General features: G+C 53.4%; 23 protein-coding genes. 14 read left to right on the top strand and 9 right to left on the bottom strand.

From position 1 onward, the window contains the following. The first annotated feature begins 31 nt into the window (after window positions 1–31). The 9 genes from B2T33_RS15415 to B2T33_RS15375 are packed head-to-tail and all read left to right on the top strand — an operon-like array spanning window position 32 to window position 8,903. Entirely contained in the window at window positions 32–439 is a 408-nt protein-coding gene (locus B2T33_RS15415) for an acyl-CoA thioesterase (protein ID WP_197147474.1), read from the top strand. Next, entirely contained in the window at window positions 436–1,074 is a 639-nt protein-coding gene (locus B2T33_RS15410; protein WP_197147473.1) for a LolA family protein, read from the top strand. Before B2T33_RS15415 ends, B2T33_RS15410 begins: the two co-directional genes overlap by 4 nt. After that, window positions 1,074–3,380, top strand: a complete 2,307-nt coding sequence (locus B2T33_RS15405; RefSeq protein WP_197147472.1) for an MMPL family transporter — start codon at window positions 1,074–1,076, stop codon at window positions 3,378–3,380. Before B2T33_RS15410 ends, B2T33_RS15405 begins: the two co-directional genes overlap by 1 nt. Beyond that, window positions 3,377–4,615, top strand: coding sequence for an NAD(P)/FAD-dependent oxidoreductase (locus B2T33_RS15400; RefSeq protein ID WP_197147471.1), 1,239 nt, complete (start codon window positions 3,377–3,379; stop codon window positions 4,613–4,615). Before B2T33_RS15405 ends, B2T33_RS15400 begins: the two co-directional genes overlap by 4 nt. Before the next feature lie 50 nt (window positions 4,616–4,665). Next, entirely contained in the window at window positions 4,666–5,235 is a 570-nt protein-coding gene (locus B2T33_RS15395; protein WP_286792508.1) for a DUF3261 domain-containing protein, read from the top strand. Between the two features lie 2 nt (window positions 5,236–5,237). Next, window positions 5,238–6,443, top strand: coding sequence for a beta-ketoacyl-[acyl-carrier-protein] synthase family protein (locus tag B2T33_RS15390; RefSeq protein ID WP_286792507.1), 1,206 nt, complete (start codon window positions 5,238–5,240; stop codon window positions 6,441–6,443). Beyond that, the gene (locus tag B2T33_RS15385) at window positions 6,440–6,949 is read left to right on the top strand and encodes a hypothetical protein (protein WP_286792506.1); all 510 of its coding nucleotides are present in this window, start codon (window positions 6,440–6,442) and stop codon (window positions 6,947–6,949) included. The genes B2T33_RS15390 and B2T33_RS15385 overlap by 4 nt, the downstream gene beginning before the upstream one ends. Further along, window positions 6,946–7,671 carry a 3-oxoacyl-ACP reductase FabG gene (fabG, locus tag B2T33_RS15380; protein ID WP_286792505.1) on the top strand — a complete coding sequence of 242 codons (726 nt, stop codon included), beginning with the start codon at window positions 6,946–6,948 and terminating at the stop codon, window positions 7,669–7,671. Before B2T33_RS15385 ends, fabG begins: the two co-directional genes overlap by 4 nt. Continuing rightward, a complete protein-coding gene (locus tag B2T33_RS15375; protein WP_286792504.1) occupies window positions 7,668–8,903 on the top strand; it encodes a beta-ketoacyl-ACP synthase in 1,236 nt (411 codons plus the stop codon). The genes fabG and B2T33_RS15375 overlap by 4 nt, the downstream gene beginning before the upstream one ends. Before the next feature lie 41 nt (window positions 8,904–8,944). Here B2T33_RS15375 and B2T33_RS15370 read toward each other — a convergent pair whose 3' ends face one another. The 5 genes from B2T33_RS15370 to B2T33_RS15350 form a co-directional block, all read right to left on the bottom strand. Next, on the bottom strand, window positions 8,945–9,889 hold the full coding sequence (locus B2T33_RS15370; protein WP_286792503.1) for an SMP-30/gluconolactonase/LRE family protein: 945 nt from the start codon (window positions 9,887–9,889) through the stop codon (window positions 8,945–8,947). A gap of 63 nt (window positions 9,890–9,952) precedes the next feature. Then, window positions 9,953–10,954 (bottom strand): ABC transporter permease, encoded by a 1,002-nt coding sequence (locus B2T33_RS15365; RefSeq protein WP_063089527.1) that lies wholly within the window; start codon window positions 10,952–10,954, stop codon window positions 9,953–9,955. Window positions 10,955–10,963: 9 nt separating this feature from the next. Beyond that, a complete protein-coding gene (locus tag B2T33_RS15360; protein WP_083952776.1) occupies window positions 10,964–11,989 on the bottom strand; it encodes an ABC transporter permease in 1,026 nt (341 codons plus the stop codon). After that, the gene (locus B2T33_RS15355) at window positions 11,986–13,551 is read right to left on the bottom strand and encodes a sugar ABC transporter ATP-binding protein (protein ID WP_286792502.1); all 1,566 of its coding nucleotides are present in this window, start codon (window positions 13,549–13,551) and stop codon (window positions 11,986–11,988) included. Before B2T33_RS15355 ends, B2T33_RS15360 begins: the two co-directional genes overlap by 4 nt. A 74-nt stretch (window positions 13,552–13,625) precedes the next feature. After that, window positions 13,626–14,738: a substrate-binding domain-containing protein gene (locus B2T33_RS15350; RefSeq protein WP_063089524.1), complete on the bottom strand. Its 1,113-nt coding sequence runs from the start codon at window positions 14,736–14,738 to the stop codon at window positions 13,626–13,628. 439 nt (window positions 14,739–15,177) lie between these two features. Here B2T33_RS15350 and B2T33_RS15345 point away from each other — a divergent pair, with 439 nt between their 5' ends. Both B2T33_RS15345 and B2T33_RS15340 read left to right on the top strand, forming a co-directional pair. After that, window positions 15,178–16,383 carry a hypothetical protein gene (locus B2T33_RS15345; protein WP_286792501.1) on the top strand — a complete coding sequence of 402 codons (1,206 nt, stop codon included), beginning with the start codon at window positions 15,178–15,180 and terminating at the stop codon, window positions 16,381–16,383. Next, on the top strand, window positions 16,364–17,098 hold the full coding sequence (locus B2T33_RS15340; RefSeq protein WP_063089521.1) for a response regulator: 735 nt from the start codon (window positions 16,364–16,366) through the stop codon (window positions 17,096–17,098). Before B2T33_RS15345 ends, B2T33_RS15340 begins: the two co-directional genes overlap by 20 nt. 38 nt (window positions 17,099–17,136) lie before the next feature. On the opposite strand, the gene B2T33_RS15335 is transcribed toward B2T33_RS15340, so the two are convergent. Beyond that, window positions 17,137–18,558 (bottom strand): sensor histidine kinase, encoded by a 1,422-nt coding sequence (locus B2T33_RS15335; RefSeq protein ID WP_286792500.1) that lies wholly within the window; start codon window positions 18,556–18,558, stop codon window positions 17,137–17,139. Continuing rightward, window positions 18,555–19,220 carry a response regulator transcription factor gene (locus B2T33_RS15330; protein ID WP_008891048.1) on the bottom strand — a complete coding sequence of 222 codons (666 nt, stop codon included), beginning with the start codon at window positions 19,218–19,220 and terminating at the stop codon, window positions 18,555–18,557. The genes B2T33_RS15335 and B2T33_RS15330 overlap by 4 nt, the downstream gene beginning before the upstream one ends. Window positions 19,221–19,429: 209 nt before the next feature. Here B2T33_RS15330 and B2T33_RS15325 point away from each other — a divergent pair, with 209 nt between their 5' ends. Next, window positions 19,430–20,488: an ABC transporter substrate-binding protein gene (locus tag B2T33_RS15325; protein ID WP_245227857.1), complete on the top strand. Its 1,059-nt coding sequence runs from the start codon at window positions 19,430–19,432 to the stop codon at window positions 20,486–20,488. A gap of 26 nt (window positions 20,489–20,514) precedes the next feature. On the opposite strand, the gene B2T33_RS15320 is transcribed toward B2T33_RS15325, so the two are convergent. Then, window positions 20,515–21,360: a citryl-CoA lyase gene (locus tag B2T33_RS15320; RefSeq protein ID WP_197147463.1), complete on the bottom strand. Its 846-nt coding sequence runs from the start codon at window positions 21,358–21,360 to the stop codon at window positions 20,515–20,517. After that, a complete protein-coding gene (locus tag B2T33_RS15315) occupies window positions 21,357–22,574 on the bottom strand; it encodes a CaiB/BaiF CoA transferase family protein (RefSeq protein ID WP_197147462.1) in 1,218 nt (405 codons plus the stop codon). The genes B2T33_RS15320 and B2T33_RS15315 overlap by 4 nt, the downstream gene beginning before the upstream one ends. A 119-nt stretch (window positions 22,575–22,693) precedes the next feature. On the opposite strand from B2T33_RS15315, the gene B2T33_RS15310 reads away from it, so the two are divergent. Both B2T33_RS15310 and B2T33_RS15305 read left to right on the top strand, forming a co-directional pair. Next, window positions 22,694–23,374: an IclR family transcriptional regulator gene (locus tag B2T33_RS15310; protein WP_286792499.1), complete on the top strand. Its 681-nt coding sequence runs from the start codon at window positions 22,694–22,696 to the stop codon at window positions 23,372–23,374. Between the two features lie 317 nt (window positions 23,375–23,691). Then, window positions 23,692–24,690 (top strand): tripartite tricarboxylate transporter substrate binding protein, encoded by a 999-nt coding sequence (locus tag B2T33_RS15305; RefSeq protein ID WP_174713879.1) that lies wholly within the window; start codon window positions 23,692–23,694, stop codon window positions 24,688–24,690. The last annotated feature ends 28 nt before the right edge of the window (window positions 24,691–24,718 follow it).

Genomic DNA, 24,718 nt, shown 5'->3' with positions numbered 1-24,718 from the left:
AACACGCCATATGTGGCAATGAGGGCGTTTGATGATCAGCGCATCTGTCACTGAAATCGTACAGTTTTATCATCTCGACCCGATGAATGTGGTCTGGCACGGCAACTATGTTCAGTTCTTCGAGAATGCCCGGTGTGCCCTGCTCGACAAGATTGACTACAATTACCCGCAGATGGATGAGTCCGGCTTTGTCTGGCCAATCGTCGACATGCGCGTCAAATATGTCGCCCCGTGTCGCTTTGGTCAGGAAATCACGATCACCGCAACCCTGCGGGAATATGAAAACCGCCTGAAGATCGACTATCTGGTTACGGATGCGAAAACGGGCCAGAAACTGACCAAGGGATTTACCATTCAGGTCGCTGTTGAAAAAGACAGCGGCGAAATGCTGTATCGCAGCCCGGATTTCTTCATCGAAAAGATGGAGGTTCTCCTGTGACCCACCGTTTTCTTGTTCTGATCACACTGTGTGCAATCGTCATTGTCGGTCTGTCGACAGGGCAGCGGGCATTGCACGCAGAGACAGCAAAACCCGCACCGCTTGATGAGAACGAGTACCTTCGCGGCAGGTTTGAGCTTGCCCGTCATCTGGACGGATTTGAAAAGCCGCTGCTGTCGCGTGGTGAATTCGTTATATCGCCTCAAAATGGTTTGATCTGGAAAACAACTTTCCCGTTTCCCGGAATAACCGTCCTTGAGGATGATGGAATTTTTACGATTACCCCAAATGGTGACCGAAATTCCATGGCAAGCGGATCAGAGACACGACAGTTCGTCCGCATGATCTCTTCGGTTTTGTCAGGTAACTGGGAAACCTTGCAAAGCCAGTTTAATATTACCGAAAACACCAAAAAATCAAACACATGGGAAGCCATCCTAACGCCGAAAGCTAACGGTGCTGTCGCGACCCAGGTGAACCGGATCGCGGCGTCTGGCGATATCTTTGTGAAAACGGTGACGATCAAAAAACCATCGTCAGATCAGGATGTCATTACGTTTGATGATCAGGTGATCGGAATGCTTCCTCTTCCCCCTGAATTCGCCAAACTCTTCACAGACGGGATACCCGAATAATGCGCAGCGCATTCATTTGGATCATTTGTCTTCTCGTGATGGCCAGCTTCTCTGTTTGGCAGTTTGCGACAGACCGGACCCAATTGGATGCTGACTTTCTGTCATTGATTGGCCAGGAACAGGAGCGCAATCAGGATGGCCTCAGCGATATTGATGCGGTACGCGCCCTGCTACGGGAAAATGGTCGACAGGCGATTTTGATGCTGTCGCATACTACTGACCGGGATCAGCTAGAGGCCCTTGCCGAACAGCTCAAAACAGAAATCTCGCAGATTGCAGGCACTGAAAGCGTCACGCTGCCCGGACAAAACGCCGGACGCCTTGAAGACGTGCGCAGCCTCTATGGCCCCTATGCCAGCGGGTTGTTGTCTGACAGTGACAGGACTGCACTTGCCAACGGACAAGCAGAGCAGCTGTATCAACGCACACTTCAACAGCTCTATTCGCCTGCATCATCCTTTACCAGCACGACACTAAAGCTGGACCCGTTCCTGCTGATGCCGGAATTTCTGACTGGGTTGGCGACAAAACTCGGCCCCGGGAATGACATCGTCACCAAAATTGATCGCATTTATCTTCCGTTGATTGTCTCGCTACAAAATGACCAATCTGGCAGCCACGCAAAAAACTGGGTTGATCAGATCAACCGGATTATCACAGACGCGCACCGAAATGTCCCCGAACTTACGATCATTAAAACCGGTCAGATATTCTTTGCTGTGAACGAAGCCGCCACGGCCAAAAGTGACGTTCAAACCATTGCTTTGATTGCGACACTTGGGATCGCAATCATGATCGGCCTGACCTTCTTTTCGGTGTTACCACTTATCGGCGCGATTGTGGTTGTCGGAAGTGGACTGATTGCGGGTGCCACAGCCTTGACGGCCTTTTTCGGCACCATTCATGCGATTGCCTTGGTGTTCGGCGCAACAATGATCGGGATCTCAATTGACTATGCCCTGCATTGTCTTGTGGTTCCGACGGGTAAGACGGGGCCCGATGATCGTTTTAACGCAATCCGAAGCGGTCTTGGTTTGGGGCTTTTAACCTCGGTGATCGGCTTTATCGCGCTGGGACTGAGCCCCACCAGTTTGTTGCTTCAAATCGCCATCTATTCGATTGCCGGGCTGCTTTCGGCCTATTGTTCAGTAAAATTCCTGCTTCCGCTTTTTCCGGCCCGTGAAGTTCGGACTAACTCGCCGATCGCGGCCATACACAACAACCTTATGGTCGCCTTGTCCTACGTTGTTGTTTCAGCACGGCTGCGATTGATTGTGGCAGGCATCCTGATCGCTGCCCTTCCCGTTACTGCCTATCTTGTTCCCGGCCATGATGACATACGCGCACTTGGCCAAAGCAATCCGACCCTGGTTTCAGACGCCCGGACCATATCTGAAACCCTTGGCTTGGGCGGAAGCCCGGCATTTATCAGGATTAACGGCAAAAACGCACAGCAGCGCCTTGAGACATCCGAGGCGGTTCGCCAAGCCATCTCGCCGCTGATCGCCGATGGGAAAATTCAGGGTGCTATCGCATTATCAGATTTTGTCCCATCCATTGCGCGCCAGAAAGCCAACAGAGAACTGGTTCGAAACAACCTTTACCAGCCATTCGCCCCTGCATTGGCTGAAGTTCTGCAAATTTCCCTCAACACCCCGGATTTGGACGCGCCGTACCTTAGTCCTGATAAGGTAGGCAATACCTTGCCAGAGGTGACTACTCTTCAAACCGGTGCATCTGATATCATCCGGCTGCGTGGTGTTTCAGATGGCGCTGCAGTCGCCAAGGTTCTTGAGCCTTTTGAGGAAGCCCGCCTGATCAGCCCGACGGAAACGATCAGCGCTCAATTCGCTGAATACCGCTATTGGGCCTATGTCGCACTTGGCTCGGTTCTGCTGATTGCGCTGTTTCTTGCCTCGCTGCGCTATGGCGTTCAAAAAGGTATCCGTATCTTTTCCGCCCCTGCCGGCGCGATCTTGTTTGCGCTCCTTGGCGGGACTGTGTTGGGTGTTTCGATCAGTTTCTTTACAACAATGGCGATGTTCCTCGTCTTTGCGATTGGCGCGGATTATGTCCTTTTCCTCAGTGAAGGAAATGAGGGGGAACAAGCAACCCATACCCAGCTTGCTGTTTTTCTGTCGCTGATTAGCAGCGTTCTTGCATTCGGACTTTTGGCGACCAGTTCAGTCCCGTTGGTTAGCGATATCGGCACTGTGATAGCAATCGGATTGGTTGGCGCCTGGTTCCTTGCCTTCTGGATGACAGCACCAAACAAGCTCACGACAACAACAGGACAGGCAAATTGAGACAAGATTGCGATATCGCCGTCATTGGCGCCGGTCCCGCTGGCAGTACAGTGGCCAAACTGCTTCACGATGCAGGACTTCACGTCACAGTGCTTGAGGCGCAGGAGTTTCCACGCTTCGTCATCGGCGAAAGTCTGCTGCCCAATTGCATGAATGTGCTTGAACGTGCCGGTTTTCTGCCCGCCCTTGAAAAAGCGGGTTTCCAGCACAAAAACGGCGCTGTCTTTGAGTGCGGCAAAAAACATCGCACTATTGATTTCCGCCAGAATTTCGAGACCACTGGTTGGGGGACAACCTATCAGGTAAAGCGTGCGGAATTTGATCATATCCTTGCCAACGAGGCCGCACGCGCCGGTGTTGACCTTCGATTTGGTCATACGGTCACAGCGGTAGAGACCTCAGATGGTGATTGTCTCATCACCTATCAGGATAAAGCTGGCGCAACATCCGAATTGCGGGCTGGTTTTATTGTCGACGCCAGCGGCTATGGCCGTGTTTTACCAAAGCTTCTGGGACTTGCCCGTGCACCGCAATCAATTTCCCGCCGAGCATTGTTTACCCATGTCATGGACCGCATTGACGATACTGGCTACGACCGTGACAAAATCCTGATCACCGTTCATCCTGATCGTCACGATATCTGGTACTGGCTGATCCCGTTTTCAGATGGCACCGCATCCGTTGGGGTTATTTATCCTGATGGCGACCCTGAATTTGCCGGTATGCGTGAACAGGATATCTTTGACCGGTTGATATCCGAAACCCGTCTTGGTCATTTGCTGGCAAATGCGAAACAAACCCGACAATTGCAATCAATCGCTGGATACAATGCGGAATCTGAAAAGCTGTGCGGCGATGGGTACGTGTTGCTTGGCAATGCTGCCGGTTTTCTTGATCCGGTATTCTCGTCAGGTGTTACAATTGCCCTTCATTCTGCGGAATTGGCTGCGGATATGTTGATCGCGCGACATCAGGGACGCACGGACATCGACTGGGAAACGGGCTTTGCCAAACCATTGATCCAAGGCGTGGAAACCTTCAGATCTTATGTCGATGCATGGTATGACGGCCGCTTGCAGAAAATTATTTTTGAACAACCAGATGATGATTCCCAACTGAAACGTATGGTCGTTTCCATCCTGGCAGGTTATGCATGGAACATGGAAAATCCGCTGGTTGCCAAAACCGACCGTTATCTTGAGATGTTGCACGACCTATGCGCTCCCGCATCCTAAAAGCCGCAATGATCTTGGCCTGCATGATCGGCCTGTCGGCGTGTGAGACAATGAACCTGCCTCAGGTGACCCTGCCGGATGTGTTTTCAGGCAATGCTGGGCATAAGGTTGCCTTGGCTGACGGGCTTGAATTCACGCTGCCCGCTGCCCCTTGGGATGAAGACGAGACAATTGATGTTACCCAACAGGTTGAAGCAACCTGGAACAATCAAGCCCAATCCGGAACCGCAACCTTTCAGGGGCGTATCAATATTCAGCCCGATCGCGCGCGAATTGTCCTGATTGATGATCTTGGCCGTCGTGCCGTTGAAATCGACTGGACCGCTGAAGAAATCATAATCCAGAATGCGAATTGGTTGCCGCAAGAATTTGATACCAAAAGACTTCTCGCAGACATTGTGATGACCTATTGGCCACTTGATGCTGTTGAAGATGCCCTGCCCGATAATATGTCGGTTCATGAGGGATTTGGTGAACGAACCATTCGGCTTGACGATACGGGCCGTAAATATGCCACCATCGAACACCCGATCAAAGACGTCTGGCAAGGTCAGGCCATTCTGAAAAACCAGCAATTCAACTATCGCATCAAGATCAATTCAATACGGACCGGGAATTAAGTATGGCCCGGCATGCATTTTATCTGTCATCGCTTGGCATCATTTCCGCGTTGGGAAGTGGCAAGGCAGAGACCGCGGCGACACTTGCCGGACGCAGACCGGCAGACATGATAAAACGAAGCGGTTTTTTACCGGACCGTGACACCATTCTTGGCTCCGTTACGGCAGACCTGCCTGCGCTGCCGCCGCAATTATCAGCACATGATACCCGCAACAACCGCCTTCTTTGGGCCGCTGCAAGCCAGATCAATGATGAGATTGATGCGCTGATTGCCACCTATGGCAGGCAACGGATTGGCGTTCTGATCGGGACCAGCACCTCCGGGATTGAAGAAGGCACCAATTACTATCAGCACCGCATCGAAACCGGCGAGTTTCCTGATACATTCCGCTATGAACATCAGGAAATAGGATCCCCATCGGCATTTTTAAGGGATGCCTTTCAGCTTGGGGGCCCCGCCTACTCTGTTTCTACGGCCTGCTCGTCGAGTGCAAAGGCCTTTGCATCGGGTATGCGGTTGTTAAACGCGGATATCTGCGATGCCGTTCTTGTTGGGGGCGTTGACAGTCTGTGTCGGCTGACTGTTGGCGGGTTTGATACGTTGCAATCGCTGTCCATGTCGATTTGCAACCCGATGAGCCGGAACCGCGACGGCATCAATATTGGTGAAGGTGCCGCCCTCTTCATTCTGCGCAAGGATGCAGGCGATATCGAATTGCTTGGTGTGGGTGAAAGCTCGGACGCCTATCACCCCAACGCCCCGCACCCGGATGGCGTTGGCGCGGCACGTGCCATGCGCATCGCCTTGGCGCATGCAGGCCTGACAGCGGATGACATCGCCTATATCAACCTTCATGGCACGGCAACGCAACTTAATGATGTTATGGAGGCCAAGGCTGTTACAGAAGTTCTGGGATCAAACGTACCGGCCAGTTCGACCAAACCCCTGACCGGGCATAGCTTGGGGGCTGCTGGCGCAATCGAAGCTGCAATTCTTTGGCTTTCTCTCAGCGAAAACAAGACTGGCGCACCACTCCCACAGCATCGCTGGGATGGCGAACGGGATGATGACATTCCGGAATTGAACCTTGTGGCTGCACAGCAATCCGTGGCGCCGGCGGATCGCCTGGCAATGATGAGCAACTCATTTGCCTTTGGCGGCAGCAATGTCTCTGTCATCCTTGGAAAAGGATGGACAACTTCATGACCAACATGTCACCGCGCCAGAATCATGCCCTGCCCCCGATCAGTGACCTGGTAATGCACGCCAAGCCGATGCTGTTGATTGATCGGGCGATGTCCGCTGACGAAACCTCACTGACCGCCGAAGTCGACATCACGGCCAACAGCATGTTCTGCATTCCCAACAAAGGTGTGCCGAGCTATGTGGGCATTGAGTATATTGCACAGACTGTTGCCACCTATAGCGGCTGGCGGGCAAAAAACACTGATCCTGACGCGACACCACGTGTCGGATACCTTTTGGGATCGCGTAAGGTCACGCTGTCACGCAACTGGTTCCCTATCGGCCGCACCCTGTCGGTTCACATAAGCAACATCTTTGAAGATGGTGAAATGGGTGTGTTTGACGGGGAAATCCGTTTGGGCGAGGAAATACTTGTCGCCGCACGTATCAATGTATATCAGCCCAAAGACAATGAAACTTCTTTGACATCACCTTCGGACAACAACCAAGAAACAACAGACCAATGACCAGGACCATATTGGTAACAGGCGCCAGCAAGGGCATAGGGGCCGCAACAGCACGACGTCTTGCCCGGGATGGCTTTGACATCGTTCTTCATTATAACTCTGATCGTGATGGCGCTGAATCTGTCGCAAAAGATGTCCTGGCATCAGGGGTTCAGGCCCGGCTGGTGCAGTTTGATATATCCGATCGGGACGCGACACGCAAAGCCTTGGAAAACGATATCGCCGAACATGGCGCACCATATGGCATTATTCTGAACGCTGGTGTCACACGGGATGGTCCATTTCCCGCCCTTGAAGACGACGACTGGGACAGCGTCATTCACACCAACCTTGACGGGTTTTATAACGTTATCAAGCCGCTATTGATGCCAATTATTCAGCAGCGCAAAGGTGGGCGCATCGTGGCCCTGACATCAATTGCTGGAATTGCAGGCAACCGCGGCCAGGTGAACTATTCGGCGTCCAAGGCCGGGATCATCGGGGCGGTCAAGTCCCTCGCCCTGGAACTCGCGAAACGTAAAATCACCGTCAATGCTGTGGCACCGGGGATCATCGAAACGCAGATGACCAAAGACCTGCCCGAAGATGAGGTCAAGGCCATGATCCCGATGCGCCGTTACGGAACAGCCGATGAAGTCGCCGCGACCATTTCATTCCTGTGCAGCGACGATGCATCATATGTCACCCGTCAGGTCATCAGCGTGAATGGGGGCATGTTATGACCCGCCGCGTTGTCGTCACCGGAATGTCCGGCATTACAGCACTTGGGAACGACTGGCCAACCATCAAAGCCCGCATGCAAGCTGGCGAGACCGGCATTGCTCGAATGTCGGAGTGGGATGACAAATACGATCTGCGTACCCGTCTTGCCGCACCTGTGCCGGACTTTTCGCTGAAAACTCGGTTTAACCGGAAACAGTTACGCAGCATGGGGCGCGTCGCACAGATGGCTGTCGCGGCAACCGATGACGCGCTTGAAATGGCAGGTTTGCGGAATGATACCGCATTGTTCGAAGGTGGGCGGCTCGGCATCGCATATGGATCGTCATTTGGAAGCACCCCGCCGGTCCTCGGCTTTACCCGTCTGATGGAACACGGCGATAGCAACGCGATCACCGCCACCAGCTACATTCAGATGATGAGCCATACAGCAGCGGTCAATATCGGTGTTCTTTACGGGATTACCGGTCGCATCATTCCCACCTCAACCGCCTGCACATCTGGCAGCATGGGGATCGGATATGCGTATGAGGCAATCAAATATGGCAAGCAAGATGTCATGATTGCGGGTGGTGCTGAAGAACTATGCCCGACCATGGTGGCCGTGTTTGATACGCTGTTTGCAACCAGTGTCAGCAATGATGCGCCAGAAGCAACACCCCGCCCTTATGACGTCAAACGCGATGGATTGGTAATTGGCGAAGGTGCTGGCACCCTGATCCTTGAAGAATACGAGCACGCAAAGGCACGCGGAGCAAAAATTCTGGGCGAGATTGTCGGGTTTGCGACCAACTCGGATGGCTCACACATAACGCACCCGGCAAGCAAAACAATGGCCCGCACCCTTCAGGGGGCTCTTGATGATGCTGGGCTATCTGGCAGTGACATCGACATTGTTAGTGGACATGGCACAGCAACTGACCACGGAGACATCGCCGAAAGTGAAGCTACTCGTGCTGTTTTCGATCGTGCGGTCCCGATCCACACCCTTAAGGGTCACTTTGGCCACAGCCTCGGTGCATGCGGCGCGATTGAAGCTTGGCTGGGGCTGGAAATGATGCGTGAAAGCAATTTCGTGGCGACTGCAAACCTGTCAGAGGTCGACCCCGCCTGCGCCGAGCTGGACTACATTTCAGGCAATTCCAGAAATATCCAAGCCGAACATTTGATGAGCAACAACTTTGCATTCGGTGGCATCAACACCTCGCTTATTTTCAGGTTCGACGGCTACTAAGGCACTGCGTCGGGTCTAAAATCCGCCAACAACTTAGCCTATCAAACCAATGCTTCGCTGTTGACATGTATGGCATAGACGCTTGTCGTTGCCGTAATCAAAAGCTCGTTCCCCCGTGCACCGCCGAACGTTAAGTTCGATACGGTTTCTGGCACCAGTATCTTGCCAAGCAACACACCTGTCGGATCAAAGCAATGCACGCCGTCGGCCGCAGAACTCCACACATTGCCATAGCAATCAACTCTGATCCCGTCCGGCAGACCTTGATCGATCTTGGCAAAGTCACGACCGTTCTCAAGTCTGTTTCCGTCAACAATGTCGTAAACCCGAATGACCGCCGGTATAGCCTCGTCGTGGCTGCTGCCTGATTCCGCGATATAAAGCAGCTTCTCATCATTCGAGAATGCCAACCCGTTTGGTTTATGAAACTCCGGTGTGACACTAGTTAAAGTGCCCGTTTCAGGATCAAGACGAAATACATTGTTGTATTTCTGTTCCGGTGTGGCCTTGTAGCCCTCATAGTTCGACAATATTCCGTAGGTCGGGTCGGTAAACCAGATAGACCCATCGGATTTGACGACAACGTCGTTTGGAGAATTAAACCGCCTACCCTCAAATCCATCAGCAAGCGTCGTGATTGCGCCGTTATGTTCAGTTCGTGTCACTGATCGCGTTCCGTGCTGACAGGTAATCAGACGACCGTTGAAATCGATCGTATTGCCGTTGGCAAAGTCTGAATTATTCCGGAACACGTTGACCGAACCGTCACACATCCAGCGGAAAATCTTCTGATTTGGAATGTCAGAAAACAACAGACACTGGTGCGCTGGAAACCAAACAGGTCCCTCTGTCCACAAATGCCCGCCAGAGATTTTTCTCAGCCTGACATTTGGCAACACAAGGTCGCGGAACCGACGGTCCAGAACCTGATAGGGTTCCACCATACCGAATGCATCTTGATGCTTGTCTGCGGCACAGTTAGCCAATTGAACGTCCTTTGCTAAATGTATCTGATGTCCGAAAGTTTACGCCCCTCCGCGCAAAGGCCGTTAACGCACCAACTGTTGCCGCCCGTAGATCAACAACATCCCGATGATCACGACCCCGAACACCACCTGTCGGAAGGTATCGGCAGGAATATCAACACCGAGTTGGGCAAAATACCGCTGCGGCTGAACCACCGAGAGCATCGATTGCAAGATGGTAATCAAAATGACGCCGGCAACCGTCCCAACATACTTACCGCGACCACCCAGAACATTCGTCCCGCCAAGAATAATCGCCGCAATGGTCGGCAACAGATACGGATCGCCCATCGCCTGATAGGACCGGTTGGCCCACCCCGCCAATAGAACGCCCGTCAAGGCAGCACACGCGCCGGAAAAGATAAAACAAGCCAGAATGACCTTGCGGGTATCAACGCCACTCAGAAAGACTGAACGTTCCTGATTTCCGACAGCATAGATCCGACGACCAAGAACGGACCGGTTCAGCATGAAGACAATCGCCGCCCCCAAAATGATCCAGATCAGAAGCGGATTGGGAATGCCCGGAATGAAATGCCCGACCGCCAATTCGCGCATGAATTCGGTCGCCCGATCCTGCGGGGCAAAACCGCCGGTGTGATAAACCATAAGGCCTTGCGCCACGGCATTCATACCGAGCGTGAAGATCATGGCTGGCGCACGCAAATATGCCACGCCAAGTCCATTTACCGTCCCGATCAATGCACCACACAAAACACCAAATGGAACAGCAAGTGTAACGCCCCACTCCGGCCCCAGGAATCCGGTGGCTCCCGTTGCCATCATGCCACCAACGCCGATTGTCCAGGGAATGGACAGATCAATATGCCCCAGCAGAATGACCAACATCACACCACTTGCCACCACACCCAGGAAGGACGCGGTATGGAGCTGCTGGATCAAATATTTCGGTGACAGAAAGGCAGGTTCAACCATTGCCCCGATCAGAAGCAGAACAATCACACATGCAAATGCAATAAGGGTTGCCCGATCAAATTGCCTTGCGATTACGCCTGAAACACTCATTTTTCCGCCTTACCGATAAATATCTAGTCTGTTCTTGATCCGGAGCACGCGTAGCGACCCGAGGCTGACCGCAACAAGCAGTACGACGCCCACGAATAGCGGCTGCAAGACTGGGTTGATGTCAAACACGATCAAGAGATCACCAACGGTCCGCATGACGAAGGCCCCGAAAATCGAGCCAACCGCGCTGCCCACACCGCCAAACAAAGACGTGCCGCCAATGACAACTGCGCCGATGGAGTTGAGTGTGTACTCATTGGCAATCGACATCTTCGCTGCGCCGGAATAGGTCAATGCTGTCAAAAGGATCCCGCCAATCGATGCAAGCAACCCGCTTAGGGTATAGGCCAGCATCTTTGCCCGATTGATCGGAATTCCGGACATATATGCTGCCTGTTCGGACGAACCGATGGCAAAGGCGGCTCTTCCCAGAACTGATCGGCGATACGGGATCCAGATGAACACAACGACGGCCAGCAACAGCAAAACGCTGTGCGGTACGGCAAAAGATGATCGCGTCATGAAGTCGGCAAGTTCAAAATTGACCGATCCGCCCGGCTGGGGTCGAACGGCAAGCGCAATACCGAAATAAACCGCACTGGTGGCCAGTGTCGCGATCAGCGGCTGCAACCGTCCATAGACGATAATCAAGCCATTTACGGCCCCGCAAGCCAGCCCAAGCAACAGCACACCAAAAATGCCAAACGTGGTTGCAATCGGCCCATCAACGACAATCGTCGAAGCAAGGCAGTTCGCCAGAACAAAGGTCGCCCCCACCGACAGGTCAAGCCCGCGGGTAATAACCGGCAGTGTTTGCGCCATGGCGACAAGTGCGAGCAATGCGCCCTTGTTGGCCGCGGTATTTATCATGTTGGGCGTCAAGCCCGCTGCCTGCTTCCAGCCATAAACGATGAACATGGTGGCAAAGATAAGCATTGCGATCAGAATACCGCGCTGTGCCGCCGACAGGCGGCCCACCCAGCCGAAGTATTTTTGGCGTGAAACCAGATCTGCTGGTTCTGAGCTCACAGTCATAGCGACGCTCCCTGTAGCTTTTTTGGTTCAGGTCGGTTCACTGCCTGTTCCGGCAGGTTAAGCGCAGCTGACACCAGATTTGTTTCATTAAGCTCATCGCCGGCAAGCGTTCGAACGATCCTGCCGTCATACATCACCAGCACTCGATCACAGCAGCCAATCAACTCGTCGTAATCGGTGGAATACAAAAGGATTGCACATCCCTCTGCCGCCAATTTTTGCAACAGTTGATAGATTTCCTGCTTGGTGCCGACATCAATTCCACGCGTCGGATCGTTCAACAGAATGATGCGTGGCTTGGTCATCAACCACTTGCCGATAACGACTTTCTGTTGGTTCCCGCCGGATAGCGCCCCGACAGGGCCATCAATGCCGTCTGCCTTGATCTTGAGGAGTGCGATCATCTCGTCAATCGCGGCCTCTTCTGCGCGCTTATCAACAACACCCATCCGGCTCATTTTTTCGACCGCGGCGAAGGACAGGTTTTCACGCACCGTCATCGACAACATCAGGCCTTCGTATTTGCGGTCTTCGGGCACCAAAGCAATGCCGATGTCATCTGACTTCGCCATCTTCGGACTGTTTAATTTGACCGGCGCGCCATTGATTTCCACTGATCCGCTCGACCCGATCAGGGTCCCAAACAGCCCCAATTGCAGTTGCCGTTGCCCCTGCCCATCCAAACCGCCGAGCCCAACAATTTCCCCTGGCCGCATTTCCAGATCGATGCCATTAAGTTCATCGTTCCACGAGAAATCAGACACCTTAAGGATCGGTTTGGTTGCGGTGGGTCGGGTGCTTTTTGCCGGATAGACACTGCTGTATTCGCGACCGATCATCATCTCGACAACGGCACTGTCCGATTTTGTGCCGTTTTTGAATGTCTCGACTTTCGTGCCATTGCGATAAACCGTACAGGTATCGGCCAGTTCAGCAATTTCGGGCATGCGGTGAGAAATATAAATGATCGCCATCCCTTCATCACGAAGCCGATGAAGCATCTTAAAGACCTTGTCGACATCGGCCGCGGTCAGGGCAGACGTCGCTTCATCCAAGATCAGAATTTTGGGGTTACGTGCCAGTGCCTTGGCAATTTCCACCATCTGGCGCCGTGACAACGAAAGATTGCTGACGGTCTCCATCGGATCAATGTTTTCGCCGCCGACACGCGCAAGGGCCTCTTCGGCGATGCGGCGCTGGGCCCGATAGTCGATCATTCCGAATTTAAGTGGCGGACGAGTAATGCCAATGTTGTCGGCTACTGTCAGGTCCGGCAGCAGCGACAATTCCTGAAAAATGCACGACACGCCCAGATCATTGGCCTGTTGTGGATTGGCAAAGCTTACGGTGTTGCTATCAAGTTCGATCGTTCCGCTATCGGGCTGCACAACGCCCGATAGGATCTTGATCAGCGTCGACTTCCCCGCACCGTTTTCACCAAGCAGCGCATGGATTGATCCGCGGTGCGTATCGAAGCTGACATTTTCCAGTGCGCGGACACCACCGTAACGTTTGGTGATGCCCGACATCGATAACAGATAAGGAGATTTGCTCTCTGACACGGCAGTTTTCCTAACTTCTTTGAATACCGTCGACGCCAACCTCGGCATCGACGGTACCCGGACGTTTATTGTTGTTAGTTGTTTTCGCCTGTCTGAGACGCGATTTCTTCAGCCGTAAAGCCAATGTTGCAGGCTTCAAAATTGTTACCCGCAAAGAAGCTGCCCGGCAGTTTCGGGAACATCTCGACACCTTCCTTGAACGGGGAATAGGAAATCGAGGTCGGAAGCGCGATTTCTGACGGAACGACTTCACCCTTCAAGGCCGCGATCGCGGTTTTGATGGTCACAGATGATTGTGCCGGTCCCGTTCCACCCGACTGGCAGCTCAGCTCTGCGCTGTTGCAAAGTTGACGAAATGCATTCTCGGTTTCGCCGGAAATCGGGGCCTTGAACACGCCTGCATCGAGCATTGCGGTGGCAACACCTTGTGAGCCGCCCTGAACGTAAATACCGTCAAACACACCGCCGGCCGCAATGGCATCTGCCGTCACTTTTTGGCCGTCACCTGGCGCCCAGTTTCCGACAACATCGACGACTTCGATATCACGCCCGGATTCCTTGATTACCTCATGGAAACCTTCATTACGTGCGATGTCGACGGGTTGGCCAGCCGGACCACGGACATGCAGGAACTTGGCCGGACCATCACCGCTTTGTTCCAAAAGGAACTTACCGGCCGACATTCCAAGTCCTTTTTGATCAACGTTGATCGCGATCTGGTTGGGATCATCAATCACGTTGTCAAACGACAGAACGACGACATTGGCTTCATTGGCTTTACGCACCACCGATCCGAATGCGCGTGTGTTGTTGGCGTTAATGATAATGGCGTCAAAGCCCTGATCAATAAAGTTGTTGGCCGCTGCAATCTGTGCGGCGATGTCCTCACCGACCGAAACAACCTTGAATTCTTCGATCTCGGCCGCGACTTCCGGTTGTGCGGCATAGGCCTTTGCGACCGCAATCATCTGAACGCGCCAGTCATTGGCGATGAAGCCGTTTACAAGCGCAATCTTGTAAGGCCCTTCGCGCGCAGGCCACTGGAAATAGGCAGTATCATCGGAAACTGGTGTGAAACACGCCGGATCGGCACCCGGACCAGCAACAGTGTTCGGCCCGGCAAACGCAACTTGTGCAGTCATCATCAATGCGACAGTGGCTGTCGTCATCGTCAGTAATTTTTTCATGGTAGTCCTCCCGTTGGATGCGCTGTTCTTTATCGCTTCCTCAGCAGGTCAGCGCCCCTGCCCGCATTGTGCAAGTTCTTGACGTCTCGTTTGTCGCATGCCGACGACGAGCCTTCTGATCAAAGATCACAAGGCGCGGTTCTTCTGGTATTTTCAGAGAAATTTCGTTCTCACGCCGTTTTGGCGTGAACCGAGATTTCCCCCCTGATGTCAGCATGTGACTTATTGTTTTTGTTTGGCTCTTTGCCGTCATGCGGCAAGGAGTGGTCAATGCCTGAAAGTCAGCCACCAAACCATGGCGCAATCTTCATCAGTTCCGATTAAATCGTAAAGAGCAGTTTCCGCAGAACGCATACGGTGTTACGCATCCAAGTTGCGGGTTCCCGCAAGACAAGAGAAATGCCTGTGAATATTATCGAAGAGCTGGAGGAAACCACTCATGTCGGATCTTGCTCATTACCTTCGCATCTCCAACTTGCTTGCGGGGAACCTTGATATTCACTCGGCGCTCAGCTCGGTCAAAACCGAGATCGAGAAGATTATCGAGTTTGATCACCTTGATGTGTGCCTGATTGACACGGACAAAAGGTGGGCGACGGCCTATGAGGTTGGTGTGGAAACAGCCTGGAGCAAGATGCGCTCCCATGTGCGCAAGGCGCCTATCCGAGATATTTTGCTGGGTAAAACAGACCATCTATTGACTGGAAATGCCCTTGAGGATCCCCGTTTCCTTTTCCCCGGCGCGGTAAGTGCCCCGATTATCGACCACGAACTTCGTAGCCGTGTCAGTGTCGGCATGAAGGTTCTGGGGGAAGTCGTTGGATCGTTGAATTGTTCTTCGAAAAAGGAAGGTTTCTACGACCAGAGCCACCTTGAACAGATGCGCATTTTGGCCGACATGCTGGCCCCGTATTTCTATGCCTTGCGCGCCAACGAAAAGGCCAACAAGGAGGCGATCATTCGGGCTGAAATCCTTGCACGCGAAGAAGGTCTGCGTCTTGGCGCACTCAGCCTTACCGACGCGCTGGAGGCCGAACGCCAGCGCATTGGCATGGACCTGCATGATCAAACTTTGGCTGATCTGACACGCATTGCACGGGATCTTCGCCCGGGGCTGAGCGAAGCACAGTATTTAAGACTGCAGCAGCAAGTCCAAAACATGATCCAGGGTCTGCGCGACATCATTGATACCTCGATCCCATCGATTCTTGACCTGTTTGGCTTCCATCATGCTGTGCAGACGCATCTGGAACGGGCTGTAAGCTATGACAGCGCAATGCGCTTCAAGGTCGATGATCAGACAGACGGGGCGATTGACCTGCTGCCCGAAACCACACGAATCGCAGTCTTCCGTATCTGTCAGGAAGCCATCAACAATGCCGTGCTGCATTCGAATGCGTCACTTGTTTCGGTCTTGATTACCAAAAGCCCGGATGACTGCCTGACGATCCGCGTTTCGGATAACGGAAACTTCCAGCCGCATCCAAGAAAACCGTCCAGTGGCTTGGAACATATGAAAACACGCGCCCGCCTGATCGGGGCAAAATATGACCTTTCAACGTCGGACGGCACACAAATAACAATTCAGTTGCATCAAGCGACCAGACAACAAGGAGAAACGATCAATGAAAATATTGCTGGTTGAAGATGACAACATGCACGCGGATTTCCTGATGGAAATCGTTGAAAATGCGTTGCCGGAATTTGACGAAATCCTTGTTGCCCATAACGGCAAGGAGGCCGAAAAACTTGCTCATCTACATCAGATTTCCGCAGTCGTAATGGACCTTCGCATGAAGGAACATAACGGCATTGAAGCCGCGCGAACCATCTGGGCAGAACGCCCCCACACAAGGATACTTTTCTGGTCGAACTATTCGGATGAGGCGTATCTGCGGGGAATCACTCGCATTGTTCCCGATCAAGCGGCCTATGGGTATGTGCTGAAAACCGCAACACCGGACAAGATGCGACTGGCGTTGCGTGCCGTCCTTATCGAAGCACAGATTGTTGTTGATCGCGAAGTCCACCAGATCCAGGCACAGCAGATGCGCTCGCGCAGTGCACTGACAGAATTCGAATATCTGATCTTGCTTGATCTGGCGCTGGGTCTTCCTGACAAGGCAATTGCCATGCGCCGGAAACTATCGCTCCGCACTGTCCAGAACCGATTGCTGTCGCTTTATGACAAGCTGGAAGTTGAGTCACAAGACCAGAACGAAATGGGCATTGTGCTTAACAAACGCACACGCGCTGTTTCCAGTGCCATCGCCCGAAAGGTCATTAATCGCGAGGGTTTGATAAGCGCCAACAAGGAACTGTCCGCCTGGCTTGCAGGTCAACCAGTACCGCTGGACTAGATTCTTGTTGGCCACCAACAATCAGCAGAACTGGGCAATCAGATTTCTTTGCGCTCGTCCAAAGGTGCCATATCGAAACTGATACTGAAGATGCACCCGCTATGCTCTTTGGGTTGCGTCAGTTTAACCTTGGTTTCGTGGCGTGCAGCGATTTCCTTGACGATGGAAAGTCCCAGTCCGCATCCTTCGTCATATCCGGCATCATTGATCCGGTAGAACCGCTTAAAGACATCCTTGCGATGTTCGACCGGAATACCCGGGCCGTTGTCTTCGACGGTCAATATCACCTTATTTTTGGCAGTGTTCTGTTCAAGCCGAACGGTCACGGCACTACCACTTGGGCAGTATGTCAGTGCGTTATGGACAAGGTTTTTAAGCAGCTCTTCAATCAAGGTCGCATCACCCATAATCCACGCAGGATCGGTGATCCCCTCATATCCAAGGTCAATGCCGCGCTCAATCGCGACCGGCACTTTTGATCCGGTTACCGCACGTGTAATCTCACACAGATCAATCTTGTCAAACGGCCGGCCGGCAAGGCCTTCGGGCGCTGCACGTGCGGATGCCAATAACTGATTGGCCAGATGCGATGTCTGCCGGGTCGAAGCCGCGATGGTATCCATGATCTGGTGAATTTTCTCGGGATCCTTTTCACGCTGACCAAGTTCTGCCTGCGTTCGAAGTGCTGCCAATGGCGTTCTAAGCTGATGCGCTGCATCTGCTGTAAAGCGTTGCATGGTCTTCAGGCTGTTTTCCAGCCGGCCGAAAAGCTGGTTGATGGCGCCCACCAGATGGCGCACCTCGATCGGCACATCGTGCAAAATCGGCCTGAGATCACTCGGAGAACGGCGATTAAGCGCCTCCTCCAGGCGGGCCAGCGGTTTGAGGCCCTGACCGATCCCGAACCAAACGATCATGGCGGCAATGACAATCAGCAAGATCTGGCGCGCGGCGGCACTGGCAAGAATATCCTCGCTAAGCCTTGTGCGGGTTCCCATGGTTTCGGCAACCAGCACATGAAAACGGGTCGCTTTGCGAACACTCGCCACATAACGTGAAAGCGCGCCAATCCGAACCGTCTCGCCGTTATATACCGCATCATAGAAGACCGGTTCTTCGCGCAGTGGAAGGAACTTTTCGGGTACCGGCGGCAGGTCTTCGTAGCCGGTAATGAATTCGCCCTGCGCGGTACTGACCTGATAGAAAACCCTGTCTTCTGCGGCACTTGTCAACATCTCGAGCGCGACATAGGGAACGTCCACCTCGATCTTGCCACCGATCAGGACAACACGGTCCGCAATGGCTAATGCAGAACTTAAAAGAGCACGGTCAAATGCTTGGTTTGTGGAATTAACCGCGTTACTGCGAACTTCAAGCAGCATCAGGGAACTGACCGCCAAAAGCGGGATCAGCAGCGATATGACAAGCCTGCGCCGAAGCGATCGATTACGCCATTTCATGTTTTTTTCAACAGATAGCCAAGACCGCGAACGGTCTGGATTTTGACATCGGCCGCCTCGACCCGTTTGCGCAATCGACTGATATAAAGCTCGACCGCGTTGGCACTGATATCGTCTTCAAACCCGGCCAACTGATCAACGATTTGCTCTTTGCTCAGAACATGGCCGACCCGCATCAACAGGATTTCAAGGATATTAAGCTCGCGCTTTGGAATATCGACATCCGTGCCATCAACCGTTACCCGTCGCGCCACTGTATCGAAACTGAGCTTCCCGCATTTAAGCTGGGTATTATGGGTCCCTGCATTGCGCCGCATAAGCGCCCTCACCCGGGCTTCGAGCTCGACCAGCTCGAACGGTTTGGCCAGATAGTCATCCGCACCAAGATCAAGTCCCTTGACCCTGTCTTCGATATCACCGCGCGCGGTCAGGATCAGAACGGCACTTTCGGCTCCGCGATGACGCAAACGTTTGAGTATCTCGAGCCCGTCAAGCTTCGGAAGGTTCAGATCAAGTACCACCAGGCCATATTCCTGGGTACGCAAAACGTCGTCAGCTTCCTCGCCATCGGCGATCACATCGACCGCATAGCCAGACTGTCGCAGGGACCCTGCAATTCCATCTGCCAGTGCGGCATGATCTTCGACAACAAGGACTCTCATTGTTTGCGTGACTTTTCCCTGATAAACCTCGACAGAGGTAATTTCTGTTCTGCCATTTTCCCGGCAAAGGCATTCAAGAACAAGCGATATCCTCGCCCCGGCACCATATGCCAATGACCATCCGCGACACAGAGTATTGCAGCATGATTTCGGGCCGTATCTGTATTGGTTTATGTTTCATCGCCCTCGCGATGCAAGTTTCTTCTGCGATGGCCGAAGTTTTCACCTATCCGGCATTGCGTTCGTCCCAGGCATCCGATCCAGAACAGTCACTGCTGACCAGCACACAACCGATGGCGGTTATCTATGGCTCCGCCGATATCGGTGCCTTTGTCCCGGTGATCGAGGCCTTTCAGCAAGATAACCCGTTCATTGGCGTTGAATACCATCAGCTGCAAACGCTTGAGATGTATGACATTACCCAAAGCCAGCGCGCAAACGGTGAACCAACGGCGGACCTGATCATCAGCTCCTCGATGGACCTGCAGATGAAACTGGCCAATGACGGATATGCGACCTCCTATCAAAGCAGTGAAACAGACGCTTTGCCCCATTGGGCGCGCTGGCGCAACGAAGCCTTCGCTGTAACGCAGGAACCCGCCGTCATCGCCTATAATCGCGAGTTTTTCCGCGAAAACGAACTTGAACCGCCCAGAACCCGAGAAGACTTTATCCGGTTACTGGTCAACCACGACGAGTTGCTGAGTGAAAAAGTCACGACCTATGACATTGAACGCAGCGGTGTCGGCTTCCTGTTTCTGGCGCGTGATGAACGATTTTTCCCCGGTATCTGGGATTTTGTACGCATTCTGGGTCAGGCGAAGGTAAAACTTTATTCCAACACATCTCCGATGCTTGAAAAAATCGCATCCGGTCAGGTGGTGCTTGGCTACAACCTGCTGGGATCGTATGCGGAAACCTTTACCCAACGAAACCCGAACCTTGGCGTGATCCTGCCTGACGACTTTATTGTCGTTTATTCAAGGATCGCCATCATCCCCCGTGGTGCACGCAACCCCGACCTTGGCGGACGGTTCCTTGATTTCATGTTGTCGATCAAGGGCCAAAGCGTTCTGCAAAATGAAGGCAACTTCAACCCGGTGCGCGCCGACGTTCCGCCCAGCACATTCTCGTCGCTGATCTTTGACCGATATGGCGAACGCGTGCGTTCCTTCCCGGTTGGGCCGGGATTGCTGGTCTACCTTGATCAGGCCAAGCGTCAGCGCTTCCTGCGCCGCTGGCAGGATGCGTTACTGAACCGCAGATAACGCACCCTGCCCAACCACGTGTCTTGTTATGACTTGGCACTATCGGGCACTGGACGACGATCAGGACCGGTATAGTTCCAGATCATCCGGCGCGGGATTGGTCCCTTGTTGCGGCCACCCTGTTGGGTTTGTTCCCATGCATGGGCAAGAATGCCGACCGACCGCGAAAGACAAAACAGCCCACGCGCCAATTCCGGCGCAAATCCAAGTTCGGCATAAATAACTGCCGTTGCACCATCGATATTCATCGGGATCCGCTTGCCTTTACGCGCCAAAAGCTCTGCTTCGATCGCGCTGGCAATTTCGCCATACCGCCCCGACACATGACCGTCCTGTGCTGCAGCGCTTACGAGTGCCAAAAGCCGTGGTGCACGCGGGTCAACCGGGTGGAACCGATGGCCAAAGCCCGGCACATGTTTGCCATGCTCAGCGATTTGATGATCAAGGCCGTCTGAAACCGCCGCGGCCATATCCTGTCCGGCATCCATGCGTGCTGCGATATCATGATAAAGGGCAACTGCCTGCTCGCCCGCCCCGCCATGCACATCACCCAACACATTAACCGCACTGGCCATGGCATTGTTCAGACCAACGCCACAAGTTGCCGCCATACGGGCAATGGCGATGCTGGGGGCTTGCGGCCCGTGATCGACGGCCGAAACAAGCGCTGCTTCAAGCAGCTTGGCCTGCGGGGTCGATGGCAATTCGCCGCGTGTCATCAACCAGATCATGGTCGGAAAACTGATATTGCCAATCAGATCCTCAATCGCGTAACCGCCATAATGGATTTTGCCTGGCTCCATATCGATGATGCCGGTCTGCCACCAGTCGCGCACTTCGTTTTCAACGTCTTCAACGGTTTTCGAACTCACAGCACGCCCTCCTTGGCAAAGTTATCGATTTCATCATTGGAAAAGCCAAGCGACGACAGAATGTCCTGATTGTCTTGTCCAAGTTCCGGCGGCGGTGCACTCACCGACGGTGCATCACCATCCATTTTGATTCCGGTTCGAAGGATGCGGATATCCCGATCAGCGCCTGGCACATTCTCAAACGACGCCAGCATCCCGCGATCAGCAATCTGTGGCAGCGAAAGCGCCTGTGGCACGGTCAGAACCGCACCGGCCGGAACACCAACGGCGTTAAGCTTTTCAACCCAGTAATCGGTTTCTTGTCTAACCAGCACTTCTTCAAGCAGTTCGGTCAAAGCCGATCTGTTTTCGAGCCGTTCCTTGCGCGACACAAACCGCGGATCCTTGATAAGCGTTTCAAGACCGAGAACACCACACAGAGCTTCGAACTGTTCCTGCTTGTTTGCGGCAATGTTGATCTGGCCATCTGCCGTGGCAAAGGCACCAGATGGTGAAGACGTGAAGTTGTCATTACCATTGGCTGTCGGCTCCTTGCCGGCAATCAGATAGTTCGAGACCACCCAACCCATCGTGGCAATCACCGATTCCAGCATCGAAATATCAATGAAACTGCCCTTGGCATCCTTGTTTCCCATGGCCCGCCCCGCCAACGCTGAACTGATCGCAAAGGCCGCTGTCATGCCGCCAATGGTATCGGCCATCGGATACCCGACGCGATAGGTCCCTTTGCCTTCCTCGCCAGTGATCGTCATAATCCCCGACAAGCCCTGGACAATCTGGTCATAGGCAGGAAGCTTCTTCATCGGGCCACTCTGGCCAAAGCCGGAAATCGCGCAATAAACCAGCCCCGGATTAACCTTTGAAAGCACATCATAGCCAAGCTCAAGACGATCCATGACACCCGGACGAAAGTTCTCGACCAGAACATCGGCCTTGGCCACGAGCTTTTTGAGGATTTCCTTCCCGCGCGGATCCTTAAGGTTCAGCGTGATCGAACGTTTACCCGCGTTTTGTGCCATGAATGAAACGCCCATCAGCTTTTCATTGAGCTCCATGTCGGCACCAAGCTGGCGGGCAAGATCGCCACGCCCCGGCGCTTCGACCTTGATGACATCTGCCCCCATATGGGCCAGCTGGTGACAGCAAAACGGCCCGGCCAACACATTGGTCAGGTCAAGAACCGTTATTCCGGAAAGAGATTTTGGTCCACTCATGGATATTTCCTAAATTCTGTCTGGTAGAATTATGTTCTATTATATAGAATTTTGAACTTAGGGAAAATGATGTTCGCCCCGCCAAGGCCACACCCCAGAGAACGGGAGCAGGTAAATCCATGTCAGAACAAAACGTTACAGCGGTTGAGCGCGCCTTGGGAATTCTCGATGCCTTCACCGATCAGGACCATGACCTGTCGCTCAAGGACCTGTCTGAGCGTACCGGAATGTATAAAAGCACCATCTCGAGACTGGCGGGAACGTTGGAGTCTTGTGGTTTTTTGATGATTTCGGGTCGTGGCCGCTATCGCCTTGGCCCGGCACTTTGGCGTCTTGGCTCCATTTACCGACGATCATACGGCATGGACGATATCGTCCGCCCACACCTATCGATCCTTGTCACGGAAAGCGGGGAAACCGCGTCCTTTTACGTGCCCGAAGGCGCCAATCGCCTGTGCCTGTTTCGCGAAAACTCCCCAAGCAGCCTGCGACATCATCTTGAAGAAGGTGCCATTCTTCCTTGTGAATTCGGGGCGGCTGGCCACGTCATCCGTGCATGGGGCGATGGCGTCGATGACCGTTCGTTACAGGTCCTCGAAGACAGGTTTGCCCTGAGCGAAGGTGAACGTGATCCGGATGTCTCGGCGATTGCCGTACCGGTACTGGATCGGCAGAACCACCTGCTTGGTGCTCTTGCCCTTTCTGGTCCGATCAGTCGGTTCACCCCGGAAAAGAGACTTAAATGCCTGGCTTCGCTGCAATCACGTGCTGCGGATTGCGGTAAACGCATGTCTTCTTGATCACAAAACGCCGCCCATCTTTGCCGTTAACGCATAAATCATGTGAACTTTTTTCACCCATTTTTTGCCAATGACAGGTTGGTGACAGGTTTGGCTGTTACCGTCCCGCCACTGCCGATCCGTGAGTCATAAATTGGCCCCGGAACAAACAAGAAGAAAATTCGGCAAGGGAGGTCAGGTCAATTTCCGGGGTCAGGTAGGCATTCATGCCTCTGAAAGCGGTGTTCGGACTCCCCTTGCTGGTGCTTTGTTCCATTGATCGGCTTGCCACTATTCGGGTGGCTGGGAAATTGCTTTAGTGTCTGGAGGAGACCCTGATGAACAAACTGTCGATGTTCTCGCGTCGCGGATTTATCGCAGCAGCCACGGCTGTTGCTGTTTCGACTGCTGCATTTGGTGCAATGGATGCCAAAGCTGCAGAAATCGACGAAATTCACTTCGTCATTCCGGGCGGCGCAGGCGGCGGCTGGGATGGCACCGCACGTGGTACCGGTGAAGCCCTGACCAAATCGGGTCTTGTTGGCACCGCGTCCTACGAAAACATGTCTGGCGGCGGCGGCGGTAAAGCCATTGCCTACATGATCGAAGCTGCTGATCGTCTTGACAACACCCTTATGGTCAACTCCACCCCGATCATCGTGCGTTCGCTGACCGGTGTCTTCCCGCAGTCGTTCCGCGACCTGACCCCGATCGCAGCCGTTGTTGCCGAATATGCAGCATTTGCTGTTCCGGCTGACAGCCCGTATCAGTCCTTCACCGACGTTGTTGACGCGGTCAAAGCTGATCCGTCTTCGGTCAAGTTCGGTGGCGGTTCGGTCCGTGGCGGCATGGATCACATCGTTGCAGCCTATGCCGTTCAGCAGGGCGGCGGCGATGCCAAACAGGTCAAATACATTCCGTATGACGCAGGCGGTAAAGCAATTGCTGGCCTTCTGTCGGGTGAAACCGAAGTTCTGTCGACCGGTCTGGGTGAACTGCTTGAACTTGCCAAGGCAGGTCAGGTTCGCATTCTGGCTGTAACCTCGAAAGAACGCGTTGAAGCTGCTCCGGACGTTCCGTCGCTCGGTGAACTCGGCATTGATGCTGAATTCGTCAACTGGCGCGGTTACTTCGGTTCGCCGTCTCTGTCGGCTGAAAAAGCGGATGCCTATGCTGCGATCCTCAAGGACGTTCAGGCAACCCCGGAATGGGAAACCGTTCGCACCCGCAATGGCTGGGAAAAAATCTACAAGCCGCGTGCTGAGTTTTCTGCCTTCATGGAAAATCAGGAAAAGGTCGTTGGCGACCTGATGCGCGACCTTGGCTTCCTGAAATAAGCCGTTAATACACAAGTAAAAAGACCTC

Origin of the sequence: Thalassospira sp. UBA4513 (assembly GCF_002388495.1) — a bacterium.
Taxonomy (GTDB): Bacteria; Pseudomonadota; Alphaproteobacteria; order Rhodospirillales; family Thalassospiraceae; genus Thalassospira; species Thalassospira tepidiphila.
The sequence above is the reverse complement of the archived record's forward strand: the minus strand, read 5'-3'. Positions and strand labels throughout refer to the sequence as shown.

Excerpts from the sequence above, each read along its gene's own strand:
- B2T33_RS15415 (WP_197147474.1), top strand. The coding sequence starts at position 32 with ATGATCAGCGCATCTGTCACTGAAATCGTACAGTTTTATCATCTCGAC.
- B2T33_RS15405 (WP_197147472.1), top strand. The coding sequence starts at position 1,074 with ATGCGCAGCGCATTCATTTGGATCATTTGTCTTCTCGTGATGGCCAGC.
- B2T33_RS15395 (WP_286792508.1), top strand. The coding sequence starts at position 4,666 with ATGAACCTGCCTCAGGTGACCCTGCCGGATGTGTTTTCAGGCAATGCT.
- B2T33_RS15390 (WP_286792507.1), top strand. The coding sequence starts at position 5,238 with ATGGCCCGGCATGCATTTTATCTGTCATCGCTTGGCATCATTTCCGCG.
- B2T33_RS15385 (WP_286792506.1), top strand. The coding sequence starts at position 6,440 with ATGACCAACATGTCACCGCGCCAGAATCATGCCCTGCCCCCGATCAGT.
- fabG (WP_286792505.1), top strand. The coding sequence starts at position 6,946 with ATGACCAGGACCATATTGGTAACAGGCGCCAGCAAGGGCATAGGGGCC.
- B2T33_RS15375 (WP_286792504.1), top strand. The coding sequence starts at position 7,668 with ATGACCCGCCGCGTTGTCGTCACCGGAATGTCCGGCATTACAGCACTT.
- B2T33_RS15365 (WP_063089527.1), bottom strand. The coding sequence starts at position 10,954 with ATGAGTGTTTCAGGCGTAATCGCAAGGCAATTTGATCGGGCAACCCTT.
- B2T33_RS15360 (WP_083952776.1), bottom strand. The coding sequence starts at position 11,989 with ATGACTGTGAGCTCAGAACCAGCAGATCTGGTTTCACGCCAAAAATAC.
- B2T33_RS15350 (WP_063089524.1), bottom strand. The coding sequence starts at position 14,738 with ATGAAAAAATTACTGACGATGACGACAGCCACTGTCGCATTGATGATG.
- B2T33_RS15345 (WP_286792501.1), top strand. The coding sequence starts at position 15,178 with ATGTCGGATCTTGCTCATTACCTTCGCATCTCCAACTTGCTTGCGGGG.
- B2T33_RS15340 (WP_063089521.1), top strand. The coding sequence starts at position 16,364 with ATGAAAATATTGCTGGTTGAAGATGACAACATGCACGCGGATTTCCTG.
- B2T33_RS15335 (WP_286792500.1), bottom strand. The coding sequence starts at position 18,558 with ATGAAATGGCGTAATCGATCGCTTCGGCGCAGGCTTGTCATATCGCTG.
- B2T33_RS15330 (WP_008891048.1), bottom strand. The coding sequence starts at position 19,220 with ATGAGAGTCCTTGTTGTCGAAGATCATGCCGCACTGGCAGATGGAATT.
- B2T33_RS15325 (WP_245227857.1), top strand. The coding sequence starts at position 19,430 with ATGGCCGAAGTTTTCACCTATCCGGCATTGCGTTCGTCCCAGGCATCC.
- B2T33_RS15315 (WP_197147462.1), bottom strand. The coding sequence starts at position 22,574 with ATGAGTGGACCAAAATCTCTTTCCGGAATAACGGTTCTTGACCTGACC.
- B2T33_RS15310 (WP_286792499.1), top strand. The coding sequence starts at position 22,694 with ATGTCAGAACAAAACGTTACAGCGGTTGAGCGCGCCTTGGGAATTCTC.
- B2T33_RS15305 (WP_174713879.1), top strand. The coding sequence starts at position 23,692 with ATGAACAAACTGTCGATGTTCTCGCGTCGCGGATTTATCGCAGCAGCC.